The sequence below is a fragment of the Rhodobacter sp. JA431 genome (genome assembly GCF_900217725.1).
In the GTDB taxonomy this organism is placed as follows: Bacteria; Pseudomonadota; Alphaproteobacteria; order Rhodobacterales; family Rhodobacteraceae; genus Rhodobacter; species Rhodobacter aestuarii.
Genome location: NZ_OBMP01000004.1, coordinates 190,307 through 203,734 on the forward strand (window position 1 = coordinate 190,307; position 13,428 = coordinate 203,734).

Sequence of the window (13,428 nt, forward strand, 5' to 3'; positions counted from 1 at the left end):
CCCTTTCGTGGCTCAAACGAACCGATTCCAAAGATTTTCGAGCCGTTCTTGGCGGCCCGAACGCGGTTCGGGGTTGATGCCCTTTTCGCGCACCAAAGCCTCGATACTGGCCAAATCCGTGTCCAGCATTGCTTTTGCTTCCGGCGTATCCCAGCCCGCGTAACGCGCAGCGCGGTTCGCCTCAAGACTGCCATCCTCCAAAAGCGCAGCAGCGGCCTTGAGCGCACGGGCACAAACATCCATCGCCCCGACATGGCCCAAGATGAGATCTTCCGCATCCAGCGATTGACGGCGGAGTTTGGCATCGAAGTTGGTCCCGCCGGTGACAAAGCCACCCGCCTTCAGCACCTCATAATAGGCGCGCGCCATTTCCGGCACCGAATCCGGGAACTGGTCGGTGTCCCAACCGGATTGATAGTCATTCCGGTTCATGTCGATCGAACCCAGAATGCCGAGCGAAGCCGCCAGTGCCAACTCATGCTCAAAGCTATGCCCTGCCAAAATCGCATGGCCCTGCTCGATGTTCACCTTCACCTCATTCTCAAGGCCGAAGCGCTTGAGGAAGCCGTAAACCGTGGCGACATCGTAATCATATTGATGCTTGGAGGGTTCTTGCGGCTTCGGCTCGATCAAGATCGTGCCTTTGAAGCCGATCTTGTGCTTATACTCGACCACCATCTGCAAGAACCGCCCGGCATGTTCGGCCTCGCGCGTGAGATCGGTGTTGAGCAGCGTTTCATAGCCTTCGCGCCCGCCCCAAAGCACATAGTTCTGCCCACCGAGCTTCAGGGTGGCATCCATGCAGGTTTTCACCGTCGCCGCCGACCAGGCAAACACATCCGGGTCCGGGTTGGTCGCCGCGCCTGCCATGAAGCGGCGGTGGCTAAACAGGTTCGCCGTGCCCCAAAGCAGCTTGGTCTTGGAGCTTTCCATCTTCTCGCCGATGTAATCGACGATGGTTTGCAGATTACGAGTGTTTTCAGCGAAATCCGCGCCCTCAGGGCGGATATCGGCATCGTGGAAGCAAAAGAACGGCGCTTGCAAGATGTCGAACATCTCAAAGGCCACATCGGCCTTCATCTTGGCTAGGTCCAGCGTGTCGCCAAACCACGGGCGTTGGAAGGTTTGCCCGCCAAACGGATCACCGCCCGGCCAAGCAAAGCTGTGCCACCACGCCACGGCAAAGCGCAGATGCTCTGCCATGGTTTTGCCCGCCACGACTTCCTCGGGGTTGTAGTGGCGGAAGGCGAATTCATTCGTCGACTCCGGCCCCTCGTAGCGAATTTGCGGGATACCCTTGAAGAAATCGGTCATGTCAGTCCTCGGATTGCGGCCTGCGCCGCACGGTAGCGGGCATGGCCTTCGTCAAATGCCGCACTCAAGTCTGAGACAGGCTCTATTACGGCAGAAATCGTGGGTTGGCGCGCCACTTCGGCACCTGCGCCCGTGGCCGCCATCAGCGCCAAACGGGCCGCGCCAAAGGCTCCGCCAAAATCCCCCGCCACAGGCAGGGAAACCGGCGTGCCCAAAGCGGTGGCAATCGCCTCGCACCAATAGCGTGATTTAGAACCACCACCGACGGCCAGCAGGCTTTCAATCTGCGTGCCCGTCGCCGCCAAGGCATCGCGGCAATCGCGGATCGCATAGGTCACACCTTCCAGAACCGCGCGGGTTGCGGCGGCGCGGTCGGTCGCATGTTCGAGCCCGATAAACGCACCACGAATGGCGGCATCATTCAGCGGTGTGCGCTCGCCCCCCAAATAGGGCAAGAACAGGGTCTTTCCGGGCGCTTCCAAAGCGTTCAGCCCCGCGGTCAGCGCCTGCGGTTCGGCCCCTACCAAACGCGCATACCAATTCAGCGCATCGGTCGCCGACAAGATCACCCCCATCTGGTGCCATGTGCCCGGAAGCGCGTGGCAAAAGGTATGCACGGCGGTCGCCGCATCGGGCTGATAGCCGTCATTTGCCGCAAACAGAACACCCGAGGTGCCAAGGCTGACAAAGGCTTGCCCCGCCTTCACAACCCCCACACCAATGCCAGAGGCGGCATTGTCGCCGCCACCACCAGCCACCACAACGCCAGCCGGAATCCCAAACCGTTGTGCCAATTCCGGGCGGAGTAGACCCGAAACTTCGGACCCTTCCACCAGTCGCGGCATCTGATCGCGGCGCATCCCGGAGGCGCTCAGCAACTCCTCCGACCAATCGCGCTTGCCAACATCCAGCCAAGCCGTGCCCGCCGCATCGGACATTTCCGCCACATGCTCGCCCGTCAGCCAAAGCCGGAGATAGTCTTTCGGCAAAAGCACCTTGGCGACGCGGGCGAAAATATCCGGCTCGTGTTTGGCAACCCAAACGAGCTTCGGCGCGGTGAAGCCCGGAAAGACGATATTGCCGGAAAGCGCGCGGAAGATCGGCTGCGCATCCAACGCGGCCGCCTCCACATGCGAGCGGGTATCGTTCCACAAGATGCAGGGCCGCAGCACGTCATCCGAGGCATCAAGCAGCGTTGCCCCGTGCATTTGCCCCGAAAGGCCAATGCCGCGCAAACTGCCCAAGCCAAACCCAGCCAGTTCTGCCAGCACCTTTTCTGCGGCCCCGATCCAATCTGCCGGGGCCTGTTCGGACCAGCCCTCATGCGGGCGCGAAACGCTCAGGGGCGCGGTTGCCTCGGCCAGAACCTTTTGATCCTCGTCGATCAAAATGCCCTTCAGGCCAGAGGTGCCCAGATCGAGACCCAGATACATCAGAGCACACTCCCGTCTGGTTTTTTGCCCAGAATGATCATGCCCAAAATGTCTTCATCGGTGACTTCGTTCACATTCACCGTGCCGACAAGTTGGCCGTTCTTCATGACCGAAGCGCGGTCGCACAGCTTCATGACGTTGTGGATGTCATGCTCAATCAAGAAGATGCCCAAGCCTTGTGCCTTTAGCTCCTGAATAAGCTCTGCCACCATCTGCGTTTCGTGGGGCCCAAGCGCCGCAGTCGGCTCATCCATGATCAGGATTTTGGCGTTGAAATAGACCGCGCGCGCAATCGCCACCGATTGCCGCTGCCCGCCCGAAAGCGCCTTCACCGGCTCTTTGAACTTGCGGAAATTGGGGTTGAGGCGACCCATGATCTTGCGCGTCTCAGCCTCCATCTGCGCATCGTCAACAAAGCCCAATGGCGTGACCAACTCGCGCCCCAAAAACAGGTTCGAGGCGGCATCGAGGTTATCGGCCAGCGCCAGCGTCTGGTAGATCGTCTCGATGTTATAGCGGCGCGCATCGCGCGGATTGCGGATCTCGGCCTTGTTACCGTTGATGTAGATCGCGCCGCTGTCCATTTGATAGGCGCCCGACAGACACTTGATCAGGGTCGATTTGCCCGCACCATTGTGCCCCAAAAGGCCCACCACCTCGCCCGGATAAAGGTCGATGGTCACATGATCGACCGCCTTGATCCCGCCAAAGGCAATAGAGATGTCGCGCAATTCGACAAGCGGGGTTTCTTGAGTGCTCATACCTTTTCCCCCGTGCGCTTGCGGTATTGAATGTCGATCCAGACGGCGAGAACCAGCACGCCGCCAACAACGATGTTTTGGAACGGCGCATCCACGCCCACCATCGCCATGCCCGATTGCAGCGATTGCATGATGATCGCGCCCAGAACCGCGCCATAGATCGTGCCGATGCCACCCGCCAAAGCGGTGCCGCCAATCACGGCTGCGGCAATCACGCGCAGCTCATCGAGCGTGCCGATATCATTGGTGTGGTTGGCCAAACGCGCCTGCGCCACCATCGCCGAGATCGCACAAAGAATGCCCATCAAGGTGAAGATCTTCACCGTCAGCATCCGCGTGTTGATGCCCGAAAGCTCTGCCGCATCAGGGTTGCCGCCCGCCGCGAAGATGTAGCGGCCAAGGCGCGTGCGTTGCGCCAAAAGCGTCATCGCCACCGCAATCACGATCAACAGCAGCACCGAAATCGGCAGGCCGTAGTAATCGACATAGCCCTCGGGCATCACTTCGCCCGCTTGCTGGAACTGCCGTTTGAGCCGCCCAACCGGAATTTCATAGCTGTTGAGGATCGCGATAAAGCCCATGATCGCAACGACAGCCGTGCCCATCAGCACGGCTTCGGCCCACATCGGTTTCACCGGGAACTCATGCTGGATTTTCGCTTGGCGCGCGCGCCACAGCACGAAAACCGCCGCAATCGAGAAGATCACGCCCAACACCCATGACACCATGGCGCCCACCGTGCCATCGACACCGCCAACAAGGCGGAAGGTCGGGTCAAGCGGGCCAAGCGTCTGACCATCGGTCAGATACCAGCCAACGTTGCGCCAAATGAGCAAGCCGCCCAGCGTGACGATAAAGGCCGGAATGCGCTGATAGCCGATCAGCCAGCCGTTGAAAGCGCCGATCAGACCGCCGGTCAGTAAGCCGCCGATCACGGTGATCGGCATGATCAACGGATGCCCGAGCCCAAAAACCTGCGGCAGCAATTGCACCTGCATCACGCCCATCACAGCGGAGCACATGGCCAAAACCGCGCCGACCGACAGGTCGATGTGGCGCGTAACGATAACGAAAACCATCCCCGTCGCCATGATCGCCACCGAGACGGTTTGGATCGACAGGTTGAAGATGTTGCGGGCGGTGAGAAAGCGCCCGTCGGTGAACACGTTGAAGACAAGGCAGATCACGACGAAAGCGCCGATCATGCCCAAAAGCCGTGTGTCCACTTCAAGCGATTGCAACAGCGACCGCTTCGGGGCCGCCTCTTGCGGAGCCGATTTGTTCATGGGGGTATCCGATTGCTGACGGGGCGCGCAGCGACGCCTGCGCGGCGTCGAAGGGGGCGGCCCAATCCGGGCCGCCCGCGGTTCAGATCAGTTGCAGGGCGCCGGGCCGTTGGTCACGCCTTGGCACAGGGTCTCTTGCGAGATCCAACCCGCATCCACGACAACGCTCAGATTGTCTTGCGTGATCGGGACAGGCGCCAAGAACTTCGCCGTCATCGTGGTGCCGGAGGGGGAGGTCCATTCCACCGCGCCATCAACATCGCTCATCGCGGCGCCGCCAGCCATCGCCACGGCAATTTCTGCCGCCGCTTTGCCCAATTCGCGCGAGTCTTTCCAAACCGAAACGGTTTGCGAACCCAGCGCGATGCGGTTCAGCGCAGCGTGGTCACCATCTTGGCCGGAAACCGGAACCACCATGCCCTGCGCCGAAAGCGCCGCCACAGCACCGCCGGCCGTGCCATCGTTCGAGGCCACAACCGCATCGACATTGTTGTCATTCGCGGTCAGGATTTGTTCCATGTTGCGCTGCGCGTTCGCGGGCAGCCAGCCGTCGGTATAGGCTTCGCCGACAATGGTGATATCACCCGCATCAATCGCGGCTTGCAGCACCTCTTGCTGACCGCCACGCAGGAAATCTGCGTTCGGGTCGGTGGGCGAGCCTTTGATCATCACGTAATTGCCGGTCGGCGCTTTTTCGAACACGGCACGCGCCTGCATCCGGCCCACTTCGACGTTGTCGAAGGTCAGATAGAACGCCCGCGGGTCTTCGATCAGACGGTCATAGGCAATGACCGGAATGCCTTCGTCGGCAGCCGCTTGCACCGCCGGGCCAATGGCCGCGGTATCTTGGGCGAGCACGATCAGCGCATCCACCCCTTGCGCCATCAGTGATTCAATATCGGAAAGTTGCTTGGCCGAAGACGATTGCGCATCGGCGGAAACGTAAGTCGCACCAGCGGCCTCAAGCGCAGCTTTGATCGCGCCCTCATCGGTCTTCCAACGCTCCTCTTGGAAGTTCGACCAGGACACGCCGACGGTCATCTCTGCATAGGCTGTGGTGGCAAGGCCTGCCGTCAGCGCGACGGCGGCCAAAAGGGGTTTATACATGTCTTCCTCCCGTTTGTGGCCCTTGCGGGCCGACCGACGGATTCGTCGGCATGAAGAAAGGATGGCGCTCATAATTTTAGTTGTCAAAATAAAAATGCGGCGCAAAGATGGATTTGGATGCAAAAAGCGCCCAATCCTGCCGCATCGCAGCATAAATTTGCGTGATTTTAGCGCTAAACCTGCTGAAGCTGCGTTGTTTAGTTTATCGAGCGAATGAAAGCTGCGCCATGAAACGAGTCTCCCCCATCGGAAAGGCCTCGATCGGATGTGGCCCGTTGATTCAACCGCTTAGCGAGACGAGCCGCCCGCTGCGGCAACAGATTTTTGAGCGCGTCCGCGCGGCTGGCCAGATGGCGCGGGTGCAATTGGCGCGCGAGCTGCAAATCTCCCCCGCCTCGGTGACCACGATCACCTCAGAACTGATCGAGGCCGGCTTGATCGAAGAGGTGCAAACGTTGCGGGAGGGTGAAACCGCGCGCGGCCGCCCCGCCGTGGCGCTGCGCGTGCCGCCAAACCGCCGCCTTGTCGTGGGCATCAAACTCTCGGACCGCGAACATACCGCCGTGCTGGTGGATTTCGCGGGCAATCTGATCGCGGGCGAAGCGATCCCCCGCAGCCCCGGCGCCATGGCGTTGGAGGGGATTCTGGATGCCGCCGAACGGCTGCTCGACCGCGTCTGCGCGAAGGGCGGCGTAAGCCGGGATAGGGTCGAAGCGCTGGGCCTTGGTGTGCCCGGCTTTGTCGATTGTGACAGCGGCGTGGTGCATTGGTCGCCGATCCTTTCCAGCCGCCATGTCCCCTTGCAAGATGCGTTGCGCGCCCGCCTCGGCCGCACCGTCTTTGTCGATAACGATGCCAATCTGGTGACTTTGGCCGAGCTATGGTTTGGCGCCGGGCGGCGGCTGTCTGACTTTGCCGTGGTCACAATTGAACACGGTTTGGGCATGGGTTTCGTGATCAACCATCGCATCTATCGCGGCGCGCGTGGCATGGGGATGGAGCTGGGCCACACCAAGGTGCAGCTTGATGGCGCTTTGTGCCGCTGCGGGCAACGCGGCTGCCTTGAGGCTTATGTGGCCGACTATGCGCTGGTGCGCGAGGCGCAGACCGCGCTGAACCTGCCTTTGGGCGAAATGCAATCGGTCGGCGTGATGCTGGAAAGCCTGTTTGACCATGCCAAGGCGGGCAACGCGGCGGCGCGGTCGATCTTTCGCCGCGCGGGGCGTTATTTGGCGGTGGGGCTGTCGAATATCGTCAACCTGTTTGACCCGGCGCTGATCATCTTGTCGGGCGAGCGGATGCGGTATGACTATCTCTATGCCTCCGAAACGCTCTCTGAAATGCATGCGATGATGCTCGATACCGGGCGCGACGCGCCGCAGATTGAAACCCATGCTTGGGGCGATTTGCTTTGGGCGCATGGCGCGGCGGCGCTGGCACTGCATGAATTGACCGAACAATTGCTGGGCCCCAGCCGGGAGATGGCCGCGCAATGAAACGCTTTGCCCTTTGCCTGATCGCCTTTCCGGCCTGTGCCGAGCCGATTTTTGTGGATGAGGCCGCGAGCCTACCGCATCCGCAAATCTACGCGGGCGGGTGGGAGCATTTTGTCGGCGGCGGGGTGGCGGTGCTCGATTGCAACGGTGATGCAAAGCCCGATCTTTTTGCGGCAGGCGGGGAAAATCCGGCTGCTTTATTTGTGAACCGCTCTGAAGTGGACGGGGCGTTTCATTTCACTTCAGGCGAGGTAGAGCCTTTTTTGGGTGTGACCGGGGCCTATCCGCTCGACATTGATTCCGATGGGGTGATGGATTTGGCGGTGCTGCGCGCGGGGCCAAACCAGCTTTGGCGCGGCTTGGGTGATTGCCGCTTTGAGGAGGCCACCGAGGCTTGGGGCCTGCCCACGCGTGACGATTGGACCACCTCTTTCACCGCCACATGGGAGAAGGGGCAAAGCTTGCCCACGCTTTTCTTTGGCAATTATGTGGACCGCACCAATCCCGACGGCCCGTTTGAAGCCTGTGACAGCAATGCGCTGCTACGCCCAAATGGGATGAGTTATGCTGAAATAGAGCCCATTTCACCGGGCTACTGCGCGCTCTCAGCCCTGATCACAGATTGGCAGCGCGTGGGCGAACCGGAACTGCGCATCTCCAACGATCGCCATTACTATGTGCGCGGCGGCTATGAGCAGATGTTCCGCCTGAACCCACTGCAAGAGCGCCAAGATTGGCCGCATGTCTCGCTGTGGGGCATGGGGATTGCGAGCCGGGACCTGACCGGCGATGGCCTGCCCGAGGTGATGATGACCTCGATGGGCGATCAGCTTTTGCAGATCAACCGCGGCGATCATTTTGAAAACGCACCCTACGCGCGCGGCACCTATGCGCAGCGGCCTTTTGTGGGCGATGACGGCCGCCCCTCCACCGGTTGGCACCCCGCCTTTGGCGATGTGGACAATGATGGCTTGGTTGATCTGTTCATCTCCAAGGGCAATGTGGACCAAATGCCCTCCAACGCGACGCATGACCCCAACAACCTGCTGATGCAGGCGCCAGATGGCACGTTTCACGAGGTTGCCGATCTCGCGGGCATCGCCACCACACACCGTTCGCGCGGCGCGGCTTTGGTGGATTTGAACGCCGATGGGCTGTTGGATTTGGTGGTGATGAACCGCCGCGCGCCGATGGAGCTTTGGCGAAATGCAACACAAAATACCGGCCATTGGGCCGAAATAGAGCCTATTCAGGCCGGCACCAACCCCCAAGCCGTGGGCGCTTGGGTCGAGTTGCGCGTGGGGGATAAGGTCGAGGCGCAAGAGGTCACGGTGGGGGGCGGCCATGCGGGTGGTATGGCCGGGCCGCTCCATTTTGGGCTTGGCAGCGCCACGCAAGCCAAGGTGCGCGTGATCTGGCCCGATGGTGCGGTGGGCGCATGGCAGCCAGTTACGCTGGATGCCCGGCAACAACTGACCCGCTAGCTACCGCTCCACCGGCAATCCGCTTGGCACGGCTTCGGGAATCCCAAGCCGCCCAGACAATGCGACCGGGTCCGAAAGTGTCTCTAAAAAGGCCAAAATCGCTTCAACCTCATCAGGCGACAGCACCACACCCGGCGCGGCAGCGGCAGCAATTTGCGCGACCTCGGCAGGTTGATCCATCTCCGCCCAATCGGGTTTGGTATCGGGCAAGGCGGGCAACACCGCCTGCGCGCGATCATACTGCCCGAGCGCTGCGCCACGTTGCGCATGATCGGCAATGAACGCGCCCAAATCACGATGGCTGCCCGCATGACCCCAAGGCCCGGTTTGCAGCACATTGCGCAGGCTTGGCGTGCGGAAGGCAAATAAATCCTCCGCCGCGCCGGTCACCCGAAAGCGGCCCTCGTCGCGCGAATGGCTTTCAAACCGCTCTGCCTTGCCGGGGCCAAGCTGCGGCGCGCCCATCGCATGAAAGCCTTGATCGGTCAGAAACGGGCCGGAATGGCAGCTGGCACAGCCCGCCGAACCGTAAAAAAGGTCTGCCCCCTTTGCCGCCTGAGGCGAAAATTCCGCCTCCCCGCGCAAGACCGCATCAAAGGGGCTGGAGTCAGAGCGCCACTCGAAGGCGATGAACTGCGCAATCGCGTTGGAAATATCGGTGAAATTGAGCGCGCGGCCCGCCGCGATTTCCGGATAAGCCGCCTCAAACGCGGTTTGATATTCGGGGATCGCGGCCACCCGCGCCGAAATCCGGCTCCAGGCGCCATTATCGCCCGTAATGAAGCCAGAGCGAACGGCCTTCGCCACCTCGTTTTCATTGTAATGCCCGGCCATTTCATCGGGCGACAGGACCGGGAACATGGTCTGCGCAGAAAGAACCGAGGCGAACCCCGCCACCATTTCCTCATCCATCGGCGTACGAATGCCCGAGGGGCGGGTTGGGTCCACCCCAATTCGGCCATCATGGAAAAGATGCGTGAAATCCTTGGCCCCAAGGTTGAACATCGCGGGGGAATTGCGCGGAATGCGTTGTTCGGGCGTGTTTTCGGCACTCACATGCCGGTCGGCCCCCAAACCCGTCGCCCCCTCGCCCAGCCCAAGGCTGAGCCCATCAGAAGTGCCAAAACGCGGATGGTGGCAGGACACACAGGCAATATTGCGGTTGCCCGACAAGATCGGATCATAAAACAACAACTGACCAAGCCGCACCTCTGCCATATTGACCGGGTCATAATCGGCATCGGTGAGCGGTGGCGGTAAAGCCTCTGCCTGCGCGGCAGAGGCCAAAATGACCCAGAATAGAGACTGTTTTAACGGTCTTCCGACGATCTTGCCCATAGGTTAATGGCCTCGTCCTGTGCGTGAAGATCAATCTCGGCCAGTTCTTCGGCAGTGAAGCCCAGGTTTTCCAACGCGCCGACGCAATCTGTCACTTGCTCGGGCTTAGAGGCCCCGATCAACGCCGTGGTGATGCCGCCGCGCAAAACCCAAGCAATTGCCATTTGCGCCAAGGTCTGGCCGCGCCGCTCGGCAATTGCGTTCAAGGCGCGGATCTTTTCCAACGCCTGATCGGTCAGCGTATCCGGGTTGAGCGATTTGCCCTGCGCCGCCCGCGTGCCTTGCGGGATGCCTTTGAGGTATTTGTTCGTCAACAGCCCCTGCGCCAGCGGGGTGAAAGCAATCGAACCCACGCCAAACTCGGCCAAAGTCTCCACCAGCCCGTCACGCTCCAGCCAACGGTTGAGCATATTGTAGCTGGGCTGATGAATGAGCAAAGGCACGCCAAGACCGCGCAAAATCTCTACGGCTTCACGGGTCCGCGCGGAATTGTAAGACGAAATGCCCACATAAAGCGCCTTGCCCGAGCGCCAGATTTGTTCCAGCGCGCCCATCGTTTCATCGAGCGGCGTCTCTGGGTCAAAGCGGTGCGAATAGAAGATATCGACGTAATCGAGCCCCATCCGCTTGAGCGATTGATCGCAAGAGGAAATCAGATACTTCCGGCTGCCCCATTCGCCATAGGGCCCCGGCCACATGTTGTAGCCCGCCTTGGACGAGATGATCAGCTCATCACGATAGCCGGCAAAATCAGTCTTCAAAATCTCGCCAAAGGCCTCTTCGGCAGACCCGGGCGGGGGGCCATAGTTGTTGGCCAGATCGAAATGGGTGATGCCAAGGTCAAAAGCCGTGCGGCAGATGGCGCGCTTGGTGGCATGGGGCGTATCATGCCCGAAGTTGTGCCAAAGCCCGAGCGAGATCGCCGGCAGCTTCAGCCCAGAGCGGCCGCATTTGCGATAGGTCATGCGGTCATAGCGGGTGGCGGCGGGGGTATAGGTCATGTCTTTCTCCAACTGCGCCAAGCAGAGCACAGCCCCCGATGTTGCGCAAGCGGCCCAGCGCGCTAGGTTAAACGCAGGCGCAACGAAAGGAGGGTCTATGCGGTTCCTCATCGGATTGATGCAAAGGCTTTCGCAAACCAACATTTTCCTGATCTCTGCCGGGGTCGCCTTTTATGCGATGCTGGCGGTCTTTCCGGGGCTAACGGCAACGATCTCAATTTGGAGCACCGTGGCCGACCCGATCGTGATCCGCGATTATTTGGGGGTCGCCGATAACTTCATCCCACCCGAAGCCTATGCGATTTTGGATGCGCAGGTGAGCGGGCTGGTGAACGGCCCCCGCGATGCGGTGGGGTGGGGCACGGTGATCTCGATCTTGTTTGCGCTTTGGTCCGCGCGCGCGGGCGTGGATGCGCTGATCAAAGGGTTGAACCTGATCCATGGCAGCGAAACCCGCACCACCTTCTTTGGCCTCGTCTTTGGCTACTTTATGACCGTGGCGCTGGTGGGGGTGATGCTGGCGGCGATGGCCACGATTGTCGCGGTGCCAGTGATTGTGAACTACCTGCCCTTCCACGCCACGATGAACTGGCTGCTGACATGGTTCCCGTGGCTGGCGATGGTGGGGCTGATGCTTTCGGTCCTTGGCGTGCTTTACCGCTTTGCCCCCTATAAGCCTGTGCGGCGCGATCCGTTCTTTTCCTGGGGGGCGGTGGTCGCCACGTTCCTTTGGGGCGCGGCCTCGCTGGGACTAACCTATTACCTTGCGAACTTTGGCAGCTACAACAAGGTCTATGGCTCGCTTGGCGCGGTGATCGCGCTTTTGATGTGGCTCTATCTTGGCGCATTTTCGGTATTGTTCGGCGCTGCGCTGAACGCCGAACAAGCTGAGCGGGTCAAGTCCGAGGCTTAGAAAAACGCCTGAAGCCCGGTGATGGCGCGGCCCAAAATCAGCGCATGCACATCATGCGTGCCCTCATAGGTGTTCACGGTTTCTAGGTTCACCATATGGCGGATCACCTGAAACTCTTGGCTGATGCCGTTGCCGCCATGCATGTCGCGCGCCATCCGCGCGACATCGAGCGCCTTGCCGCAATTGTTGCGTTTAATGACCGATATCATCTCGGGCGCGGCATTGGCTTCATCCATCAGCCGCCCCACCTGCAAGCAACCTTGCAGGCCAAGGCTGATCTCGGTCAGCATATTGGCGAGTTTGAGTTGGTAAAGCTGGGTCTGCGCCAGCGGTTTGTTAAATTGCTTGCGGTCGAGCCCGTAAGTCCGCGCGGCATTCATGCAAAACTCTGCCGCACCAAGCACGCCCCAAGCAATGCCATAGCGCGCGCGGTTGAGGCAGCCAAACGGCCCTTTCAGCCCCTCGACATTGGGCAAAAGCGCATCTTCGCCAACCTCAACGCCCTCCATCACAATCTCGCCGGTGATCGAAGCGCGGAGCGAAAGCTTGCCCGCGATCTTCGGCGCCGACAGCCCTTTTAGACCCTTTTCCAGCACAAAACCGCGGATTTTACCGCCATGAGCCTCGGACTTCGCCCAGACCACAAAGACATCGGCAATTGGCGCGTTGGAGATCCACATCTTCGTGCCGGACAGCACATAGCCAGTCGCCGTTTTCTTCGCCACGGTCTTCAGGCTGGCCGGGTCCGACCCCGCATCGGGTTCGGTCAGCCCAAAGCAGCCGATCCATTCGCCACTCGCAAGCTTGGGCAGATATTTCTGCCGCTGTTCTTCAGACCCATAGGCATAGATCGGATACATCACGAGGCTGGATTGCACCGACATCATCGAGCGATAGCCGCTGTCCACCCGCTCGATCTCGCGCGCAACCAGCCCATAGGCCACGTAAGAGGCACCAAGCCCGCCATATTCCTCTGGGATCGTGACCCCCAAAAGACCCATCGCACCCATTTCTCGAAAGATCGCCGGATCGGTCTCTTCCTCGGCAAAGGCTTTGATCACCCGTGGTTGCAGCTTTTCTTGCGCATAGGCGCGGGCCGCATCGCGCAGCATCCGCTCTTCTTCGGTGAGCTGGGTCTCAAGCCGAAACGGGTCTTCCCAATCGAACCGGGCGAGGTCGGGGGCATCTTTGGGTTTCAGCGCCATGGGCTCCTCCTTGCGTTTCATGCTTTATGCGCGATGATACGGCGCAAAACTACCGCCAATCTGGCCGTAAATCATGCATGGAACACATAG

At 60.4% G+C, this 13,428-nt stretch carries 11 protein-coding genes; 3 read left to right on the forward strand and 8 right to left on the reverse strand.

Features of this window, described 5'->3' with window-relative positions; translation table 11 throughout:
* Nucleotides 1-12 precede the first annotated feature (12 nt).
* From xylA to xylF, 5 genes are all read right to left on the reverse strand, one after another.
* Entirely contained in the window at nt 13-1,314 is a 1,302-nt protein-coding gene (gene xylA, locus CRO18_RS10120; protein WP_097082030.1) for a xylose isomerase, read from the reverse strand.
* A complete protein-coding gene (gene xylB / locus CRO18_RS10125; protein ID WP_097082031.1) occupies nt 1,311-2,747 on the reverse strand; it encodes a xylulokinase in 1,437 nt (478 codons plus the stop codon). The genes xylA and xylB overlap by 4 nt, the downstream gene beginning before the upstream one ends.
* Nucleotides 2,747-3,508, reverse strand: a complete 762-nt coding sequence (locus tag CRO18_RS10130; RefSeq protein WP_076484363.1) for an ATP-binding cassette domain-containing protein — start codon at nt 3,506-3,508, stop codon at nt 2,747-2,749. The genes xylB and CRO18_RS10130 overlap by 1 nt, the downstream gene beginning before the upstream one ends.
* Nucleotides 3,505-4,794, reverse strand: a complete 1,290-nt coding sequence (locus CRO18_RS10135) for a sugar ABC transporter permease (protein ID WP_097082032.1) — start codon at nt 4,792-4,794, stop codon at nt 3,505-3,507. Before CRO18_RS10135 ends, CRO18_RS10130 begins: the two co-directional genes overlap by 4 nt.
* Before the next feature lie 87 nt (nt 4,795-4,881).
* Entirely contained in the window at nt 4,882-5,901 is a 1,020-nt protein-coding gene (gene xylF / locus CRO18_RS10140; protein WP_076484361.1) for a D-xylose ABC transporter substrate-binding protein, read from the reverse strand.
* 227 nt (nt 5,902-6,128) lie between these two features.
* Here xylF and CRO18_RS10145 point away from each other — a divergent pair, with 227 nt between their 5' ends.
* Both CRO18_RS10145 and CRO18_RS10150 read left to right on the forward strand, forming a co-directional pair.
* Nucleotides 6,129-7,397: an ROK family transcriptional regulator gene (locus tag CRO18_RS10145; protein WP_097082033.1), complete on the forward strand. Its 1,269-nt coding sequence runs from the start codon at nt 6,129-6,131 to the stop codon at nt 7,395-7,397.
* The gene (locus CRO18_RS10150; RefSeq protein WP_097082034.1) at nt 7,394-8,881 is read left to right on the forward strand and encodes a CRTAC1 family protein; all 1,488 of its coding nucleotides are present in this window, start codon (nt 7,394-7,396) and stop codon (nt 8,879-8,881) included. The genes CRO18_RS10145 and CRO18_RS10150 overlap by 4 nt, the downstream gene beginning before the upstream one ends.
* On the opposite strand, the gene CRO18_RS10155 is transcribed toward CRO18_RS10150, so the two are convergent.
* Together CRO18_RS10155 and mgrA are read right to left on the reverse strand one after the other, a co-directional pair.
* The gene (locus tag CRO18_RS10155; RefSeq protein WP_097082035.1) at nt 8,882-10,219 is read right to left on the reverse strand and encodes a cytochrome-c peroxidase; all 1,338 of its coding nucleotides are present in this window, start codon (nt 10,217-10,219) and stop codon (nt 8,882-8,884) included. It lies immediately after the preceding gene.
* Nucleotides 10,192-11,220 (reverse strand): L-glyceraldehyde 3-phosphate reductase, encoded by a 1,029-nt coding sequence (gene mgrA / locus CRO18_RS10160; protein ID WP_097082036.1) that lies wholly within the window; start codon nt 11,218-11,220, stop codon nt 10,192-10,194. Before mgrA ends, CRO18_RS10155 begins: the two co-directional genes overlap by 28 nt.
* Before the next feature lie 97 nt (nt 11,221-11,317).
* Here mgrA and CRO18_RS10165 point away from each other — a divergent pair, with 97 nt between their 5' ends.
* On the forward strand, nt 11,318-12,133 hold the full coding sequence (locus tag CRO18_RS10165) for a YihY/virulence factor BrkB family protein (RefSeq protein WP_170952627.1): 816 nt from the start codon (nt 11,318-11,320) through the stop codon (nt 12,131-12,133).
* On the opposite strand, the gene CRO18_RS10170 is transcribed toward CRO18_RS10165, so the two are convergent.
* Nucleotides 12,130-13,338 (reverse strand): acyl-CoA dehydrogenase, encoded by a 1,209-nt coding sequence (locus tag CRO18_RS10170; RefSeq protein ID WP_097082038.1) that lies wholly within the window; start codon nt 13,336-13,338, stop codon nt 12,130-12,132. The two genes, CRO18_RS10165 and CRO18_RS10170, sit on opposite strands and share 4 nt — an antisense overlap.
* Nucleotides 13,339-13,428 lie beyond the last annotated feature (90 nt).